This is a genomic window from Paraburkholderia sp. LEh10, from assembly GCF_017814945.1.
Classification (GTDB): Bacteria; Pseudomonadota; Gammaproteobacteria; order Burkholderiales; family Burkholderiaceae; genus Paraburkholderia.
The window spans coordinates 40,628-57,829 of record NZ_JAGIPX010000010.1; the positions used below are offsets into that span (position 1 = coordinate 40,628).

The 17,202-nt window shown below is 62.9% G+C and carries 16 protein-coding genes; 15 read left to right on the top strand and 1 reads right to left on the bottom strand.

Annotated features, from left to right (window positions below; genetic code table 11):
• The first annotated feature begins 3 nt into the window (after positions 1-3).
• Genes J8I87_RS10835 through J8I87_RS10845 form a run of 3 tightly spaced genes read left to right on the top strand, consistent with a single transcriptional unit; the run spans position 4 to position 3,381 of the window.
• Positions 4-2,103, top strand: coding sequence for a DUF802 domain-containing protein (locus tag J8I87_RS10835; protein WP_209931451.1), 2,100 nt, complete (start codon positions 4-6; stop codon positions 2,101-2,103).
• Positions 2,100-2,747 (top strand): OmpA family protein, encoded by a 648-nt coding sequence (locus J8I87_RS10840; RefSeq protein WP_209931452.1) that lies wholly within the window; start codon positions 2,100-2,102, stop codon positions 2,745-2,747. Before J8I87_RS10835 ends, J8I87_RS10840 begins: the two co-directional genes overlap by 4 nt.
• Positions 2,740-3,381: a DUF2894 domain-containing protein gene (locus J8I87_RS10845; protein WP_209931453.1), complete on the top strand. Its 642-nt coding sequence runs from the start codon at positions 2,740-2,742 to the stop codon at positions 3,379-3,381. Before J8I87_RS10840 ends, J8I87_RS10845 begins: the two co-directional genes overlap by 8 nt.
• Positions 3,382-3,392: 11 nt before the next feature.
• On the opposite strand, the gene fusA is transcribed toward J8I87_RS10845, so the two are convergent.
• Positions 3,393-5,438: an elongation factor G gene (gene fusA / locus J8I87_RS10850; RefSeq protein ID WP_209931454.1), complete on the bottom strand. Its 2,046-nt coding sequence runs from the start codon at positions 5,436-5,438 to the stop codon at positions 3,393-3,395.
• Between the two features lie 185 nt (positions 5,439-5,623).
• Between fusA and J8I87_RS10855 the strand changes: the two genes are divergently transcribed.
• The 12 genes from J8I87_RS10855 to dhaL all read left to right on the top strand — a co-directional run bounded on the left by J8I87_RS10855 (position 5,624) and on the right by dhaL (position 17,188).
• A complete protein-coding gene (locus tag J8I87_RS10855) occupies positions 5,624-6,271 on the top strand; it encodes a DsbA family oxidoreductase (protein WP_209931455.1) in 648 nt (215 codons plus the stop codon).
• A 746-nt stretch (positions 6,272-7,017) separates the two neighbouring features.
• On the top strand, positions 7,018-7,182 hold the full coding sequence (locus J8I87_RS10860; protein ID WP_209931456.1) for a zinc ribbon domain-containing protein: 165 nt from the start codon (positions 7,018-7,020) through the stop codon (positions 7,180-7,182).
• 312 nt (positions 7,183-7,494) lie between these two features.
• On the top strand, positions 7,495-7,755 hold the full coding sequence (locus J8I87_RS10865) for a hypothetical protein (protein WP_209931457.1): 261 nt from the start codon (positions 7,495-7,497) through the stop codon (positions 7,753-7,755).
• Between the two features lie 228 nt (positions 7,756-7,983).
• Positions 7,984-9,510, top strand: a complete 1,527-nt coding sequence (locus tag J8I87_RS10870) for a sensor domain-containing diguanylate cyclase (RefSeq protein ID WP_209931458.1) — start codon at positions 7,984-7,986, stop codon at positions 9,508-9,510.
• Between the two features lie 277 nt (positions 9,511-9,787).
• Entirely contained in the window at positions 9,788-10,807 is a 1,020-nt protein-coding gene (locus J8I87_RS10875; protein ID WP_209931459.1) for a LacI family DNA-binding transcriptional regulator, read from the top strand.
• 114 nt (positions 10,808-10,921) lie between these two features.
• Positions 10,922-12,253 (top strand): ABC transporter substrate-binding protein, encoded by a 1,332-nt coding sequence (locus J8I87_RS10880; RefSeq protein ID WP_209931460.1) that lies wholly within the window; start codon positions 10,922-10,924, stop codon positions 12,251-12,253.
• Positions 12,254-12,324: 71 nt separating this feature from the next.
• Positions 12,325-13,281, top strand: coding sequence for a carbohydrate ABC transporter permease (locus tag J8I87_RS10885; RefSeq protein ID WP_209931461.1), 957 nt, complete (start codon positions 12,325-12,327; stop codon positions 13,279-13,281).
• Positions 13,278-14,231 carry a carbohydrate ABC transporter permease gene (locus J8I87_RS10890; protein ID WP_209931462.1) on the top strand — a complete coding sequence of 318 codons (954 nt, stop codon included), beginning with the start codon at positions 13,278-13,280 and terminating at the stop codon, positions 14,229-14,231. The genes J8I87_RS10885 and J8I87_RS10890 overlap by 4 nt, the downstream gene beginning before the upstream one ends.
• Positions 14,228-14,422: a hypothetical protein gene (locus J8I87_RS10895; RefSeq protein WP_209931463.1), complete on the top strand. Its 195-nt coding sequence runs from the start codon at positions 14,228-14,230 to the stop codon at positions 14,420-14,422. Before J8I87_RS10890 ends, J8I87_RS10895 begins: the two co-directional genes overlap by 4 nt.
• Positions 14,423-14,425: 3 nt before the next feature.
• Positions 14,426-15,541: an ABC transporter ATP-binding protein gene (locus J8I87_RS10900; protein ID WP_209931464.1), complete on the top strand. Its 1,116-nt coding sequence runs from the start codon at positions 14,426-14,428 to the stop codon at positions 15,539-15,541.
• Complete coding sequence (locus J8I87_RS10905) at positions 15,534-16,553, top strand: ABC transporter ATP-binding protein (RefSeq protein ID WP_209931465.1); 1,020 nt, start codon at positions 15,534-15,536, stop codon at positions 16,551-16,553. The genes J8I87_RS10900 and J8I87_RS10905 overlap by 8 nt, the downstream gene beginning before the upstream one ends.
• Positions 16,550-17,188 carry a dihydroxyacetone kinase subunit DhaL gene (dhaL, locus tag J8I87_RS10910; protein WP_209931466.1) on the top strand — a complete coding sequence of 213 codons (639 nt, stop codon included), beginning with the start codon at positions 16,550-16,552 and terminating at the stop codon, positions 17,186-17,188. The genes J8I87_RS10905 and dhaL overlap by 4 nt, the downstream gene beginning before the upstream one ends.
• Positions 17,189-17,202: the final 14 nt, after the last annotated feature.

The window sequence follows — 17,202 nt, forward strand, 5'->3', positions numbered from 1 at the left end:
AAGATGTCCAGATATCGCATTGAATTGGTCGCTGTTTTTGTCGTCGGTCTGATTGCAGTTGCGTGGGTCGGCGCCGGCTATGTCGTGACGAACCCCATGGCGCTCGCCGTCACGATGCTGGTTGCCGCCTGCTATGCGGCGGGCGCGTACGAACTGCAGCGCTACCAGCAGGCCACTTCCACATTGGCGCGTGCCGTCGGGGAACTGAACGCGCCGCCGCCTCGCCTCGCCGCCTGGCTCGAACAGTTGCACCCCACGCTGCGCAACCCGGTGCGCATGCGGATAGAGGGCGAGCGGGTGGCCTTGCCGCGCCCGGCGCTCACACCCTATCTGGTCGGGCTGCTGGTGCTGCTCGGCATGCTAGGCACGCTGCTGGGCATGGTCGCGACCCTGCGCGGCACGGGCGCCGCGCTGGAAAGCGCGACGGACCTGCAGGCGATCCGCGCGTCGCTTGCCGCGCCTGTGAAGGGGCTCGGCTTTGCATTCGGCACGTCGATTGCCGGCGTGGCCACGTCGGCGATGCTAGGACTGCTGTCGGCGTTGTGCCGGCGCGAGCGGACACAGGCCGCGCAACGGCTCGACGCGAAGATCTCGACGACCTTGCGCATCTTTTCGCAGAGCCAGCAGCGCGAGGAAACCTTCAGGCTGATGCAGCGGCAGGCCGAAACGATGCCCGTGCTGGTCGATCGCCTGCAGACGATGATGACGGCCATCGAGCAGCAAAGCCTCGTGCTGAACGAGCGGCTGATCGCGAACCAGCATGCGTTTCACGCGAGGACGGACTCGGCTTATGCGCGTCTTGCTTCGTCCGTCGCGCAGGCGCTGAAGGACAGCGCGGCCGAGAGCGCCCGTGCCGCGGGCGCCGCGTTGCAGCCCGCCGTCGAGGCGACGATGGCCGGCCACGCGCGCGAGATGGCGTCGCTGCGCGAAACCGTCGAGCAGGCCGTTCAGCGGCAACTGGACGGGCTGTCGACGGGCTTTGCGGCGACGACGGCAAACGTCGCGGACGTGTGGCGCAGCGCGCTGGAAGGGCATCGACGGTCGAGCGAGTCGATGGCGGAAGATTGGCGCGCGTCGCTCGAGCGCTTCAGCGAGACCTTCGAGCAACGCTCGGCGAGTCTGCTCGAAGGCGTCTCGGCGCGGCTCGACGCGACGGCGGCGCATGCCGCTGAAGCATGGAACGATGCGCTGTCCCGGCAGGAGCGCGCCAGCGAGAAGATCGCGGACCACAACCAGCAAGCCCTCGCGACGGCGGCGGCGACCTTCGGGCAGCACGCGACGGCGCTGCTGCGCGCCGTGGACGACGCACATGCCGAGCTGCACGCTGAACTGGCGTCGCGCGATGCGCAGCGTCTCGACGCGTGGAACGCGTCGCTGGGATCCATCGCCGCGACGCTGAGCAAGGAATGGGAAGAAGCGGGCGCGCGTAGCGCAAGCCGTCAACAGCAGATCTGCGACACGCTCGAACAGACGGCACGCGAGCTCTCCGCGCAGACGCAGGCGCATGCGAGCGGCACGATCGCCGAGATTTCACGGCTGGTGGAGGCCGCGTCGCAGGCGCCGCGCGCCGCGGCGGAAGTCGTCGCCGAACTGCGCCAGAAGCTTTCCGACAGCATGGTCCGCGACACCGCGATGCTAGAGGAGCGCAGCCGCCTGCTCGCGACGCTGGAAACCCTGCTCGATGCCGTGAACCACGCGTCGACGGAGCAGCGCACGGCCGTCGATGCGCTGGTCGCGACCTCCGCCGATCTGCTCGCGCGCGTGAGCACGCAGTTCACCGACAAGGTCGAAGCCGAAACCCGCAAGCTCAATGACGTCGCCGCGCAGGTCACGGGCAGCGCCGTCGAGGTGGCGAGCCTCGGCGAAGCGTTCGGCGTGGCCGTGCAACTGTTCGGCGAATCGAACGACAAGCTGATGGCGCACCTGCAGCGCATCGAAGCCGCGCTCGACAAGTCGCTGATGCGCAGCGACGAGCAGCTTGCGTACTACGTCGCGCAGGCGAGGGAAGTCATCGATTTGAGCATGCTGTCGCAGAAGCAGATCGTCGAAGACCTGCAGCAGATTGCGGGCCAGCGTGCGTCGGCGGGAGCGGACGCGGCATGAGCGACGAAATCGACGGCGGCGTCGAGCCGACGATGCCCATCTGGGCGGCTTTCAGCGACCTGATGTCGGTGCTCCTCGGCGCGTTCGTGCTGATTCTGGTCGGCGTGATCGGCGTGCAACTCGAACTCTCGTCGCGGCTCGACGATGCTGTCAAGCAGCGGCAGATCGAAGCGCAGCGGCGCAAGACGCTCGAACAGGCGCTCGCGGGGCCGCTCGCGGCGGGCCGGGTGACGCTGGTCAACGGGCGCATCGGCATCAGCGGCAACGTGCTGTTTGCAATCAACTCCGATCAGTTGCAGCCGCAGGGGCGCGAACTGCTGAGGAGCCTCGCCGGGCCGCTGTCCGCGTACCTGAAGTCGCACGAAGAAATCCTGATGGTCAGCGGCTTCGCCGACGATCAGCAGGTGCGCGCGGGCAACCGGCGCTTCGCGGATAACTGGGAGCTGTCGGCGCAGCGCGCGCTGACGGTGACGCGCGCGTTCATCGATGCGGGCATTCCCGCTTCGTCGGTGTTCGCGGCGGCGTTCGGCTCGGAGCAGCCTGTCAGCTCGAATGCCGACAATGAAGGCCGGGCCAAAAACCGGCGCGTCGAAATCGCGGCCGTCCCGAAACCGTCGACTGCCAACGGCGCTCAGCATGAGTAACGGTGAATCGCACGCGCGGGCGATGCTCGACGCCTGGCGCGCGCAAGGCGCCGATCGCTTCGATCCCGTGCGCTTTCACTTCATCGACGCGCTTGCGCGCCGCGCGGCGGGCCACACCGGGCAAGCGCGACGCATCCTCGACGAGCGCCTGTCGACGCTGCTCGAAGCCTATGCCGCCGATCTCGAAAGCAATGCTGCGATGACGGGCGGCGCGGATGGCGTGGCGCCCGTTCGCGGACCGCTGGCGGGACTCGTCCAGTATCTTGCGAGCCACACGGCGGCGCACGGCGAGCGCGAGCCGGCGGCCGGCACAATGGGTGTTGCATCGCCACGCCCCGAGTTGAAGGCGCTCGACTACTTCCGGCAAACCTGGTCCAGGGTGAGCACGGAAAAGCAGTTGCGCCAGTCGCTGGAGCAGGTGCCCGGCAATGCCGGCCCGCTCAATTCGAGCAGCCTCGTGCACCGGTCGCTGTCGCTGATGCGCGAGTTGTCGCCCGGCTATCTGCAGCAGTTTCTGTCGTACGTCGATGCGTTGTCGTGGATGGAGCAGATCACAGGCGGCGCGCTGCCACCCGTGAAAGAAGCGCCGCGCGCGGCGAGCGCGAAAAAGGGCGCGCGCAGCAAGCCGCGCTAGCGTGCGCTGCGCTACGCCGTATCGCTCTGCTTCTTGTATTGCGAAGTGATCCGCTCCTGCTGGTTCGGCGGCACGGGGTCGTAATGGCTCAGCTCGATGCTGTAGTTGCCGTGCCCGCCCGCGATCGCGTTCAGCCGCGACTGATAGTCCGATAGCTCCGACAACGGCACTTTCCCCGCCACCACGACGGCACGCCCCGCCAGATTGCGCGTGCCCTGAACCTGCGCGCGCCGTGACGACAGATCGCCGATGATGTCTCCCATCGTCGCTTCCGGGGTCATGACCTCGATGTTCACGATCGGCTCGAGCAGGATCGGCTGTGCCTTGAGGATCGCGTCGATGAACGCTTTGCGGCCCGCCGTCACGAACGCGACTTCCTTCGAATCGACGGGATGGCTCTTGCCGTCGAACACCGTGATGCGCACGTCCTGCATCGGAAAGCCCGCGAGCGGCCCGCTTTCGATCACCTGCAAGATTCCTTTCTCGACGGCGGGCATGAACTGGCCCGGGATCGCGCCGCCTTTCACGGCATCGACGAACTCGTACCCCGCGCCGCGCGGCAAAGGCTCGACGCGCAGCATCACCTCGCCGAACTGTCCCGCGCCGCCCGTTTGCTTCTTGTGCCGGTGATGGCCCTCGGCCTTGCCGCCGATCGTCTCGCGATACGCGATCTTTGGCGGACGCGTGACGACGGCGAGCTTGTACTGATCGGTGAGCCGCTCCAGCATGTGCCGCAGGTGCAGTTCGCCGAGCCCGCGCACGACGGTCTCGTTGGTGCCGACGGGATGCTCGATCTTCAGGCAAGGATCTTCGGCAGCCAGCTTTTGCAGGATTTCCCACAGACGCTGCTCGTTGCCGCGCCGCTCGGGCTCGATGGCGAGGCCATAGATCGGCGTGGGAAACGCGAGCGGCGCGAGATGGATGTTGCCGTCCTCGGGCGCGTCGTGAAGCACCGCGTCGAAGCCGATCTCGTCCACCTTGGCGGTCGCGCAGATATCGCCGGGGCCCGCCTGCGGAACATCGACGTGGTCTTTGCCTTGCAGCAGCATCAGATGCGCGACCCGGAAGGGCTGGCGCGCGTCGCCGATATAAAGCTGGCCGTCGCGCCGCACCGTGCCTTGATGAATGCGGAACACGGCCATCTTGCCGATGTACGGATCGATCACGATCTTGAACACGTGCGCGAGCACATGCTGGTCGGGGTCGGGCTCGGCCTGCACCGTCTCCCGCCTGCCGTCGACATCGCGATAGAAGAGGGGCGGATTGCCTTCGAGGGGATTCGGCAGCAGCCGCACGAACACATCGAGCAGTTCGCGGATGCCCGCTCCCGTCGTCGCCGATGTGAAGCAGACGGGCACGAGATGCCCCTCGCGCAGCGCGCGCTCGAACGGTTCGTGCAACTGCTCGGGCTGGATTGCTTCGCCCTGTTCGAGGTACAGCTCCATCAGCTTCGCATCGAGTTCGATCACCTGATCGACGAGTGCGTTGTGCGCGGATTCGACTGTCAGCAGATCCGATTCACCGGACGGGTTGAAAAAGCAGTCGACCACGGCATGCGCGCCTTGCGCGGGCAGATTGATGGGCAGACACGTCTTGCCGAACGTCTCCTGAATTTCTTCGAGCAGTTCGGGCAGATTGACCTTGTCGCCGTCGATGCCGTTCACGACGATGATCCGGCACAGCTTGCGCGCCTCCGCCCACGCCATCATGCGGCGCGTCGTCATTTCGATGCCGGTGCGCGCGTTGATGACGATCGCGGCTGTCTCGACGGCGGGCAGCGCGCTGATAGAAAGACCGGAGAAGTCGGGGTAGCCGGGCGTGTCGGCGAGATAGACGCGGGTGTTTTCGTAATGCAGGTGGGCGAGTGCGGAGGTCAGCGTGTGGTGGTATTTGCGCTCGAGCGGATCGAAATCGCAGACCGTCGAGCCTTTGTCCACGGAGCCTGCCGAGTGGATCGCGCCGCCTTCGTGCAGCAGCGCCTCGATCAGCGAGGTCTTGCCGCAACCGGCATGGCCGACCAATGCAATGGTACGGATGGCTTCGGGGGGATAATCCATGGCCGTCCCTCTTCTTTGCGACAATTGTTCGGCCATTATTGGTGAAAATGGCGCTGGCCGCCACCCGGGCCACGACGATTTGCCGCCGCAGCGTTGCTGCAATGCAGTGGATGCAGTGCAGCAGTTTTCGCTTAAACCCCGCGGATATAACGCTCCGCGAACCCGTTCTTTTGATCAGCAAGCCCATGACACAACCGCTCAGAATCGATTTTGTCTCCGACATCGCATGCCCGTGGTGCGCGATCGGCCTGTCCTCTCTTCAGCTTGCGCTGTCGCGTCTCGGCGATGCCGTCGATGCCGAGATCGTCATCCATCCGTTCGAGCTGAATCCGCAGATGGGGCCGCAAGGGGAGGCCATCGTCGATTATGTCGGCAGGAAATACGGCCGCACGCCCGCGCAAATCGAGGAAACGCAGGCGATGATCCGCGAGCGCGGCGCGAGCGTCGGTTTTGCGTTTGGACCGCGCACGCGCGTCTACAACACGTTCGATGCACATCGTCTGCTGCATTGGGCGGCAATCGAAGGCAAGCAGTTGCCGCTGAAGCTGGCGCTGCTGAAGGCCTATCATTCCGACGGCAAGGACCCGAGCAACCATGACGTGCTCGTCGAAGCCGCGCAATCCATCGGGCTCGATCCCGCGAAGGCGCGCGGCGTGCTGGAAAGCACCGACTATGCCGACGACGTCCGCGCGCAAGAGCAGGAGTATCAGCAGATGGGCATCCAATCGGTGCCGTCGATCATTTTCAATCAGCGCTATCTGTTGACGGGCGGGCAACCCGTCGAGGCATTCGAGCAGGCAATTCGCCAGATTCTTGATGAAGCTGAAGCCTGACGGGAATTAATCAAGGCTCGCCTGTCGAATTTATTCGCCAATTTTTTCCATTTTTGTTATGAGCTGCGGCGCCAAGAATCGTCGCAGCCGTAAAAAAGGGGCAAAAAATGGCGATTACCTTTGAATCTTCCGGCTTCTGAAATGCGAGGCAAGACGTTAAAGATAGATGCCATTCGATTCCTTGCGGCTTTCTGAGCACATCAAGCCGCCGGGATTCAAGGCTTTTTGCCGCATCAGCTTTCCTTTTTCATGGTCCGGGCGACTGCGCTACTCACTCGCGGGGCCTGCCGCCGTTATCGTGTTCTTTGTCATTTCCGGCTATCCACTATTTCGCATCGCGATTCATCCGTATCGGTTTGCCGCTGGTCATTGTGCCTGGGCGTCGTTCAGTCTTTGCCGACGGGGCAAAACTATCTGGAATCGGTACTGTGGTCGCTTTACTGCGAGATGGTGTATTACACGATTGTCTTGCGCCCGCGGTTTCACTATTTCATGCAAGCTCGATATTCGAAACGGGCCACGCTGCTTCGGCCGATGTCTGCGGTTGCTGCTTACTAGCGAAGCCACGGGGACCGACATCTGACATGCCGCGACGAACAGGTTGAGCAGGTTACGTATGGGCTGCGGAAAACCCTGGACGTTATCGATGTTTTCGCACGCCGACCTAGAATGAGTTACTGCCCCGCGAAGCGCGCGGCAGTGCAGACCTCGCGCCCGCGTCCCATTCATTCGCATTGGAGATCAGCATGCCGACCTATCAGTATCGTTGCCAAAGTTGTGGTGAAACGTTCGAACATGCCGAGCACGTCGCGGAACACGCAACGGTGCAGCTGAAATGCCCCAAATGCGGCAGTGAGAAGGTGCAGCATGCGCCGACCCCTTTCGTCGCCAAGACGTCCAGAAAGAGTTGAAGACTGTTGTGATGCGGCGAGGTGAGGCGGCATGCGCTTTCGCGGGAAATTTCCATGACTCCATGCGCGGCATGCAAGGCATTGGTGGGAGAACCTTCGTCGAAGCCGCCTCACGGCGATCTGGGCGTGACGGGCTCGCGTATCAGCGGCTCGGCGACGCATCCAGCGAAACTCTATGACGAGTACCGGTGCACCGTTTGCGGCAACGCGATGCGGCGAAACACACGCGATGGCGATCCGCCCGGCGTCTGGTCGGTCCGGAATTAGGCAGCGAGCAGTCGATCGACATGCTCAACCGAGAGTGAGGTCGCGATGACATGGCTCGTCATTCTGCATGGCGCTTACTGGCGCGACGTTTCACCCGATGTATTCAGGGAGCACGGGAAACGGGACGATTGGAGCCAGTTGGTCTGTGACACCTTCGACGCAACCGAAAGCCTGTGCGAGGCGGAGCATGACGGATTGAAAATCCTCATTCCGCGCGGCACGGTCATTGCCGCAGTGAATCTGCAAGATCGGCAGGAGGTCAGGGGATTCGCGTTGCCGGCCAGCGACGGCGACGTTCATCGCTGACGCCGCTTGCGTCGCTGCCTCACGATCACGCGAGCCCGCCGGGCATCGCGCCCGCCAGCACGAAACCGTCAATCAGGGCATGATGCGTCACCCGGCGCATCACTTCGCGCATCACTTCGCGTGTACCTCCCTCAAGAAACAGATTTTCAGGCCGTTAGCCCAGAGAGCGAGGGGTGCTTCGCAAAGCGCCGGAATGCACCCATGCAGCGTCTTGACCACGGCCGAGCCATGTCAGAGAACACGTCCATCTTCGATCCCTTGCTGGCGACGCCGACGCGTGGGCAAGCCGTCGTCAGCCCGTCCGTGCGCGCCGCGTTGCTTTCCGCGCTGTTCGACAACGCGTGGCCGCTGTTCCTGTCGGGCATTTCGAGCGCGTTCGTGGCTGGCGTCGCGTGCTTTCGTCTGCAACAGCAGTGGACGGCGCTTTGGCTGATCGCGGATGTCGCGGTGCTGGCGGCGCGGCTCTCGATCGTGCGCACTTACCTCGCGCGCAGCCGGACGGGCGTCGTCCATCCCGCGCCGTGGGCCGCCCGCTACGCGCCCTTAGGCCTGATCGCGTGCCTGCTGCTGGGCCTCGGCACGATGGCGTGCTTTCTGTCTTCGGACAAGGAACTGGCCGCGCTTGCGATCATGGTGGCCGCGGGCATTCTGGGCGGCATCGCGTCGCGCAATGCAGCGCTGCCGCGGCTCGCGATTGTGCAGATCTTCCTCGGCACCGCGCCCATCGCGATAGGTGCGGTGCTTGCTCCGGAGAGCGGCTCGTGGATACTCGTGCCGCCCCTCATCGCGTACAACGCGGCGATGGTCTCGGTCGTGCGGCGTCACTACACGGGGCTGGTCGCCCTGATGACGGCCGAGCAGCGGCACGCCGAGCTGGCGGCCCGGTTCGACGCTGCCTTGGCCTATATGCCACATGGACTGTGCACCGTCGACGAAGCAGGCAAGGTCGTCATTGCCAACCGGCGCACGGCGGAACTGTTCGGCGCGACTGTCGAGATGCTCAAGCTCAACGTGCCGCTGCCCGAGTTCATCGGCCATGTGGGTATCGCGCAGTTCGGCGAGACGCTGCACAAGCGGCTCATCGAACGGTTCGCCGTGTGGCTCGGCGACGAGCGCAGCCCGATGGACGTCGAACTGCGCGATGGCCGTCAGCTCGAATTGACGCGCAACCCGGTGCCCGACGGCTCCGCGATCATCATCATCGAGGACGTGACGCAGCGCCGCCTGACCGAGGCCAAGATCCTGCATCTCGCGCGGCATGATTCGCTGACGGGCCTGCCGAACCGCCGCGAGTTGCGCGACCGGCTCGAACAGTTCCTCAGGGCATCGGAGGGCGGCAACGGGCAATCGATCGCGATGATGTATCTCGATCTCGACGGCTTCAAGCAGGTCAACGACAGGCTCGGCCATTGCGCGGGCGACGAGGTGCTGGAGACGGTCGCGGCGCGGCTGACGCAGACCCTTCGGCCGGGCGAACTGGTCGCGCGTCTGGGCGGCGACGAGTTCGCGATCGTCGCCGATCACACGACGCTGCCCGCCGCTGTCGCGCTGGCCCAGCGCGTGATCCGCGACATTGCGATGCCGTACCACCTGTCGTCGGGACAAGCCGTCAGCATCGGCACGAGCGTCGGCATCGCGATAGCGGCGAACGACGATTCCGTCGACCGTCTGATACGGCGCGCGGACGAGGCGCTCTACAGCGCGAAGCAGGCGGGAAGGGGAACGTACCGGGTCGCGAATACTCACGCGCGGTGATTGACTCGTTTGCTGATCGCCGAACTCGCCGTTCACCCATACGTCGTCATTCGCAGTCGAGGAACAGTTTCACCTCGTATTTCCGCGGCTATTCGTACTACGGCAAGAACGGATACGGACGGGTTCGCTACTCGTACTTAAGCGCTTGCGGAGAATTGCCGCTGCGCACTGCCATCAAAAATGATGCATTTAACCCAGCAAAAAACCTTGCATTCTCCGCTGGAAAAACTATTTTCAATTAACAAAACGACTCTTTGCCAGGCGCGAGAGGAGACCCATGCCGGCTACCCGTATGATGATTGCGCGTCGTGCCGGCGTGAGCGTTGCCACCGTCGATCGTGTGCTGCGCGACGACCAGGGCGTGCGCCCGGAAACAGCCGAACGCGTACATCTCGCGCTCGCGACATTGCGTGACGAGCGCGCAAGCCGTGGTCGTCCCGCAAAAGCCACGTCATTTCGCGTCGCGTTCGTTCTTCCGCAAATCAACTCCCGCTTTCTCGATCAGGTCGAGCGCGATATCGCGCTGTCGGCCAGTTTCTTTCGCGAGCATCGCATCGTCCCGTCGTTTTATCGATGCGACCTGTCGAGCCAGCGCGATGCCGCTTCCTTCTCCCAGCAACTGATCGACTACGACGCGCTCGTGCTCGTGCCGCTCGACTACCCGTGGGTCGTGCGGATGATCCAGGACATGACCGATGCGAACATGCCCGTCGTCACGGTGTTCTCCGATTTGCCGTCGAGTGCCCGCGCGGCGTATGTCGGCGTCGACAACCGCATCGCGGGACGAACGGCTGGCTTGCTGATGGGCCGTTTCGTCGGATCTCGCATTGGTACCGTCGCGGTGCTGTCGGCATCGTCACGACTGCACGATCAGCTCGAGCGTCGTACGGGCTTCTCTCAGGTTCTCGAAGAAGACTTTCGCAACCTGCGCTGGGTCACCGAACCCGATTTCGCCGAAGACGACGATAGCGCTGGCCTCGCCGTTCAAGGGCTGATTGCCGGACACCCGGATCTCGTCGGCGTCTACGTGACGGGGGGCGGCATTTCCGGCATTGCGTCCGCGTTGCAGGAGTCGGGCGACAAGGCGCGCGTCGTTCTGATCGGCCACGAATGTACGGCCGACACGCGCGAGCAATTGTCCGCGCGCGCGATCGACGTGATCCTCGACCAGGATGTGCGCGGCATCGTCCATTGGGCCGGTCTCGCGGCCATCAATTTCCTGAACGACGTGCGTGGTGTGCTAGGCATCCCGACGCCCGAAACCCGAATTTATCTTCGTGAGAATGCGCATGCCTGACGCTCGCGACACGCGGACAGCCGTCTGAATCCGCAGGAGCCCGAATACAGCGCCTGGCGCATGGGCGCTGTCTGTCATCAGGTTGGAGACCCGACAGAGACAAGGAGAAGACAAATGTTACGTCTTACGTCAGCAAGGGTAATCGCGACGGTACTGGCGTCGCTGGGTTTTTGCTTCGGCTCGGCAGCGCACGCGCAAGGCAAGCAGTTGACGCTGTGTTGGGCCGCCTGGGATCCCGCTAACGCACTCGTCGAATTATCTAAAGATTTCACCGCTAAAACCGGCATTGCAATGAAGTTCGAGTTCGTTCCGTGGACGAGCTACGCGGACCGCTTTCTGAACGAGCTCAATTCGCACGGCAAACTGTGCGACCTGATCATCGGCGACAGTCAGTGGATTGGTGGTGCGGCCGTCAACGGCCACTACGTCAAGCTCAACGATTTCTTCGCGAAGAACAAGATATCGATGGATGACTTCGTGCCGGCAACCGTCGTCGGTTACGCGGAATGGCCGAAGAACACGCCGAACTACTGGGCGTTGCCCGCGATGGCGGACGCGGTGGGATGGACGTACCGGAAAGACTGGTTTGCGAGACCTGAACTGCGCGCCGAGTTCAAGCAGAAATACAAACGCGAACTCGAACCGCCGACTACGATGGATGAACTCAAGCAAACGGCCGAATTCTTCCAGGGACGCAAGATCGACGGCAAGACCGTGTACGGCGTGTATATCTTCACGGAGCGCGGCTCGGAAGGCATCACCATGGGCGTGACGAACATGCTGTACAACTACGGCTTCGAGTATCAGGATCCAAAGAAGCCGTATCACCTCGATGGTTTCGTGAATTCGCCCGGTGCGGTCAAGGGGCTCGAATTCTATAAGGCGCTTTATAAATGCTGCACCGCGCCCGGCATGACGAACGCGTACATGCAGGAAGGACTGGATGCGTTCAAATCCGGCCAGGTAGCAATGCAGATGAACTGGTTCGCATTTTTCCCCGGACTGTATAAAGATCCGAATGTAGGCGGCGACAAGATCGGCTTCTTCGTCAATCCGAAGGAAACGAGTCAGTTCACGCAACTCGGCGGGCAGGGCATCTCCGTCGTTTCGTATTCGGATCATAAGGCGGACGCGCTCGAATACATCAAGTGGTTTTCGCAAGGCGACGTGCAGAAGAAATGGTGGCAACTCGGCGGCTATTCGGCGGCGAAGTCGGTCGTGGATGCGCCGGACTTTCCAAAGAGCGCGCCGTTCGCGCCTGCCTTCCTGAAGTCGATGTCGATCGTCAAGGACTTCTGGGCGGAACCGGCTTACGCGGAGTTGCTGCTCGACATGCAGAAGCGCGTGCACGACTATGTGGTGGCCGACAAAGGCACGGCTAAAGAAGCGCTGGATCTGCTCGTCAAGGACTGGAACAAGGTCTTCAAGGCAGAAGGGAAGAACTGAAGCTCCAGAGACCTCAACGCATGGAGCGGCCGGCTGAGTGAGGTCGCCCGTTCGTGCAAAGGAGTCAGGGCATGTTGGCAAACAAGCCTTTTCCTCCGGAAGGGTTGCAGGCCAAAACGCAGGCGCGCGCGGCGGCGCGCCTGCATGGGCTGTCCGATCGGACAATCGCCTGGCTGTTCATTCTTCCGACCATCATCCTGCTGCTTGCGATCAACATTTTTCCGTTGATCTGGGCGCTGCGGCTGTCGTTCACGAACTTCAAGTCGAACATGCCGAGCGTGCCGGCGCGCTTTGTCGGCCTCGGCAACTATACGGACATCCTCACCGACGAAGACATCTGGTACGCAATGCAGGTCACCGCGCGCTTCGTGTTCTGGTCGGTCGGGCTCGAAGTCCTGCTCGGGTTCGGACTTGCGCTGCTGATCAACCGGCAGTTTCGCGGCCATAGCTTCTGGACGACACTGATCCTGCTGCCGATGATGTTGTCTCCCGCCGTGGTCGGCAACTTCTGGACGTTCCTGCTGCAACCTCAAACGGGACTGTTCAACGACATCGTCAGCTTCTTCACGGGCATTGCGCCCAACTCGTTCCAGATGATAGGCGACGTGCCGCTCGCGCCGTGGACCATCGTCATGGTCGACACATGGATGTGGACGCCCTATGTGATGCTGATCTGCCTTGCCGGCCTGCGCTCGATTCCCGACTACATCTACGAAGCGGCCGAAGTAGACCGTGCTTCGCCGTGGCGTCAGTTCTGGTCGATCACGCTGCCGATGACGCTGCCGTTCCTGATGCTCGCGGTCCTGTTTCGTGTCATCGAGAACTTCAAGATGTTCGACATGGTGAATCTGCTGACTTCGGGCGGTCCGGGTTCCGTGACTGAAACCGTGTCGATCACGCTCAAACGCGCTGCATTCGAGAAGTGGCAAACGGGCTATTCGTCGGCGCTGGCGATCATTCTGTTCGTCGTCGTGTTCGGCGCCGCGAATATCTATGTGAAGGCACTCAACAAGGTGAAACAGCGATGACAGACCTTGCCCTTCAACAATCCGTGGTGGCGGCTTCGCCGCGCGGCAAGACCTTTGCCGCCGTTGTCGTGATCGCGTATGCGCTGGTTGCGACGTTGCCGATCGTGTGGATCATCCTGACGAGCTTCAAGACGCAGGAGGACGCGATTGCGTACCCGCCCGTCGTGGTGTTCCAGCCGTCGATGGAAGGCTACGTGAACCTGTTCACGATCCGTTCGCGGCAGACGCCGGAATTCATCGCGAGCCTGCCTCCCGCGCAGACCTGGTATGACCGCGATGTGCGCAGGCGCAATATGGTGATCGCGGGGCCGTCGAAGGTCGTGCCGCGTTTCGTCAATTCGCTTGTGATCGGCTTTGGCTCGACGTTTCTTGCCGTGTTTCTCGGCACGCTGGCCGCGTATGCGTTCTCGCGCTTCAAGGTGCCGCTGGCCGACGACCTGCTGTTCTTCATTCTGTCGACACGGATGATGCCGCCCATTGCCGTCGCGATTCCCATCTATCTGATGTACCGTGCGCTCGGGCTGGCCGACAGCTACCTGGGAATGATCGTGCTGTACACGGCGGTGAATGTTTCGCTGGCAGTGTGGCTGCTCAAGGGCTTCATCGACGAGATACCGCGCGAATACGAAGAAGCCGCGCTCGTCGACGGTTATACGCGCTTGCAGGCGTTCATCAAGGTCGTGCTGCCGCAGGCGATCACCGGAATTGCCGCCACGGCGATTTTCTGTCTGATCTTCGCGTGGAACGAGTACGCGTTTGCGTTGTTGCTGACGAGCGGCGACGCGCAGACGATGCCGCCGTTCATCCCGTTCATCATCGGCGAGGGCGGTCAGGACTGGCCAGCCGTCGCGGCTGCCACGACCTTGTTCGTGCTGCCGATCCTGATCTTCACCGTCGTGCTGCGCAAGCACCTGTTGCGCGGCATCACTTTCGGAGCGGTACGCAAATGAAAGCGCAACCTGCGATGCCACGCCGCCGTCTCTTTCGCCGGCGCTACTGGGAAGGCGCTTCGACGGTGCTGATCGGCGTCGGCATCGCGATGCTCGTTCAGCCGTTCACCGTCGATCTCTACACCTGGTCGTTTCCCGTGATTCTGGTGGGCGCGCTGGCTTTCGTCGTGACGAGTCATTTTCGGGACTGAGCCATGTCGACGATCGTTCTTTCCAATCTCCACAAACGTTTCGGCGACTTCACGGCCGTGCGCAATACGAATCTGACGGTGAACGCGGGCCGCTTCGTCGTGCTGCTCGGACCTTCCGGCTGCGGCAAGACAACCACATTGCGCATGATCGCCGGACTCGAATTGCCGACGTCGGGACAGATTCATATCGACGGCGAAGATGTCACGGCGCTGCGCGCGCGTCAGCGCGACATCGCATTCGTGTTCCAGATGTTCGCGCTCTATCCGCATATGAGCGTGCGCAACAACATCGCATTTCCGCTGAAAAACGAAGGCATTTCGCGCCGGGAAATAGCGACGCGTGTCGAATCCGCCGCCCGTATGCTGCGCATCGGATCGATACTCGAGCGCAAGACGGGTGGACTGTCCGGCGGCGACCGTCAGCGTGTCGCTTTGGGCCGCGCGATCGTCCGGCATCCGAAGGCCTTTTTGATGGACGAGCCGCTCGGCACGCTCGATGCCGATTTCCGCGAGCTGATGTGCCTCGAACTGCGCAAGCTGCACAACGCGCTCAACGCGACAACCGTCTACGTGACGCACGATCAAAGCGAGGCGATGGCGATGGCCGACGATATCGTCGTGATGAGTCAGGGCGAAGTATTGCAGTCCGCGTCGCCGCACGAGATCTATCACTATCCCGCCACCGTTTTCGTCGGCAATTTCATCGGCAGCCCGCCGATGAACTTTCTGCCCGTGGACAGCGGCGTCGAAGCGGGCACGGAACAGATCTCGCTGGGCGGCGCATGGGTGCCCGTGCCGCGTACTGACGCGTGCGCCGAAAAGGTGCTGCTAGGCATCCGGCCCGAGCACGTGCTGATCGACGAGCACGGAGTTTTGCGCGGCCGTGTGATCGCCGACGAGTATCTCGGCTCGCATCAGATCCTCGTCGTCGAGACGCCGCTTGGCATCGTGCGCGTGAGGGTTGGCAAGGACGAAGGGCGCGCGGCCGGCTCGCAGGTCGGTCTGTCGTTTCGCAGGGAACGCACGCTGCTTTATGACGCAGCCAGCGGCAAACTGCTTCCGGGCGCCGCGCTTCAAATGGCCGTCAACGGAAACGGCAAAGGGGGCGCGTATGTCTGACATTCGCTTGCAGCATGTGACGAAGCGCTTCGGCGATATCGTTGCCGTCGACGATGTATCGATCGACGTGAAGGAGGGGGAGTTCGTCGTGTTGCTCGGACCGAGCGGCGCAGGCAAGACGACGACGCTGCGGCTGATCGCCGGCCTTGAGCGGCCGGACGCGGGCGGGATATTCATCGATGGGGAAGCGGCGACGGATTCGCATCCGGCCGATCGCGACGTCGCGTTTATTTTTCAGCAGTATTCGCTGTATCCCCACCTCACCGTATTCGGCAATCTCGCCTTTCCATTGCGTTCGCCGCGACGGCGCGTGAGCGAGGCGGAAGTGACGGCGCGCGTGCAAGAGGTGGCGCAGATGCTGCACATGGAGTCCAAGCTCGGCAACATGGCGACGCATCTGTCGGGCGGCGAAATGCAGCGCGTGGCGATCGGCCGCGCGCTCGTGCGTCAGCCGAAGGTCTTCCTGATGGACGAGCCGCTGTCGTCGCTCGACGCGAAGCTGCGCGAAGAACTGCGGATCGAATTGAAGCGGCTGCATCGCACGATCGGCGCGACGATCATCTACGTCACGCACGATCAGGTCGAAGCGACGACGCTCGCGGATCGCATCGGCATACTCGAACATGGCCGCATCGTGCAGATAGGCACGCCGCGCGAAGTGTACGGCAACCCTGCGTCGCTCAGCGCCGCGCAACGTCTCGGCTCGCCGCCCATCAACCTGCTGCCGCCCGCACTGTTCGATCCGGCAGCGATGCCGGCGGGCACCTCGACGGTCGCGATCCGTCCTGAAGACATTGTTCTGCACACGCCCGATACGCGCGACGTGCTCAACCTTCGCGTGCTCGAGTACTCGCCGCTCAGGCATCTATTGATTCTCGACCGCGACGGCACCGCGATCGTCGCGACAACGATGACCGAGCGCAATTTCGCGCCAGGGCAAACGGTCGGCGTGTCGCTGCCGCCGCGCAGCCTTCTCTATTTCCGCTCCGACGGCAGGAGGATTCCGGCATGAACGGCAAAACGGTCATGGCGTGCATCGAGGCTGCGCGTGCCACGCTGAAGGAACACACGGATGAAATCGCAGCGCTTGATCAACAGATCGGCGACGGAGATCATATCTTCAACCTGCTTCGCGGTGCCGATGCGCTGCTTGCAATGCGCGCCGATATCGAGGCTGAGGCGTTCGCACCCGCGTTGGACCTCGCAGCGTCGAAACTGCTGTCGACGGTTGGCGGTTCGTCGGGGCCGCTGTTCTTTTCGTTGCTGCACGGCATGGCGAAGGCCGGCGCGCAAAGCGCGGACGCGCTGAGCGTCGGGGACGCGGCGCGGATGTTCGCGGCAGGTGTCGATGCCGTTGCACAGCGCGGCAAGGCCGGCATCGGCAGCAAGACGATGATGGACGTGCTCATTCCCGTGGCATCGCGCTTTGCCGAACTGGCCGACAGCGAAGCCGCGCCGGAGGTCGTACTCGATGTATTGCCCCAGGTCGCCGAAGCGGGCATGCTCGCCACCCGCGACATGCTTGCGACCAAGGGGCGCGCGTCGTTTCTCGGCGAGCGCTCGCGTGGTCACATCGATCCCGGCGCGCGATCGAGCCAGTTGATGATCGATGCAGTGTGCGCGCGGCTCGCGCAGGACAGAGAATGAAAGGAGCGTAGGCC

What these genes read in the sequence shown, in the direction of transcription:
- J8I87_RS10835 (WP_209931451.1), top strand. Translation starts at nt 4, where the DNA reads ATGTCCAGATATCGCATTGAATTGGTCGCTGTTTTTGTCGTCGGTCTG.
- J8I87_RS10885 (WP_209931461.1), top strand. Translation starts at nt 12,325, where the DNA reads ATGTTGGCAAACAAGCCTTTTCCTCCGGAAGGGTTGCAGGCCAAAACG.
- J8I87_RS10875 (WP_209931459.1), top strand. Translation starts at nt 9,788, where the DNA reads ATGCCGGCTACCCGTATGATGATTGCGCGTCGTGCCGGCGTGAGCGTT.
- dhaL (WP_209931466.1), top strand. Translation starts at nt 16,550, where the DNA reads ATGAACGGCAAAACGGTCATGGCGTGCATCGAGGCTGCGCGTGCCACG.
- J8I87_RS10870 (WP_209931458.1), top strand. Translation starts at nt 7,984, where the DNA reads ATGTCAGAGAACACGTCCATCTTCGATCCCTTGCTGGCGACGCCGACG.
- J8I87_RS10880 (WP_209931460.1), top strand. Translation starts at nt 10,922, where the DNA reads ATGTTACGTCTTACGTCAGCAAGGGTAATCGCGACGGTACTGGCGTCG.
- fusA (WP_209931454.1), bottom strand. Translation starts at nt 5,438, where the DNA reads ATGGATTATCCCCCCGAAGCCATCCGTACCATTGCATTGGTCGGCCAT.
- J8I87_RS10845 (WP_209931453.1), top strand. Translation starts at nt 2,740, where the DNA reads ATGAGTAACGGTGAATCGCACGCGCGGGCGATGCTCGACGCCTGGCGC.
- J8I87_RS10905 (WP_209931465.1), top strand. Translation starts at nt 15,534, where the DNA reads ATGTCTGACATTCGCTTGCAGCATGTGACGAAGCGCTTCGGCGATATC.
- J8I87_RS10900 (WP_209931464.1), top strand. Translation starts at nt 14,426, where the DNA reads ATGTCGACGATCGTTCTTTCCAATCTCCACAAACGTTTCGGCGACTTC.
- J8I87_RS10895 (WP_209931463.1), top strand. Translation starts at nt 14,228, where the DNA reads ATGAAAGCGCAACCTGCGATGCCACGCCGCCGTCTCTTTCGCCGGCGC.
- J8I87_RS10860 (WP_209931456.1), top strand. Translation starts at nt 7,018, where the DNA reads ATGCCGACCTATCAGTATCGTTGCCAAAGTTGTGGTGAAACGTTCGAA.
- J8I87_RS10855 (WP_209931455.1), top strand. Translation starts at nt 5,624, where the DNA reads ATGACACAACCGCTCAGAATCGATTTTGTCTCCGACATCGCATGCCCG.
- J8I87_RS10865 (WP_209931457.1), top strand. Translation starts at nt 7,495, where the DNA reads ATGACATGGCTCGTCATTCTGCATGGCGCTTACTGGCGCGACGTTTCA.
- J8I87_RS10840 (WP_209931452.1), top strand. Translation starts at nt 2,100, where the DNA reads ATGAGCGACGAAATCGACGGCGGCGTCGAGCCGACGATGCCCATCTGG.
- J8I87_RS10890 (WP_209931462.1), top strand. Translation starts at nt 13,278, where the DNA reads ATGACAGACCTTGCCCTTCAACAATCCGTGGTGGCGGCTTCGCCGCGC.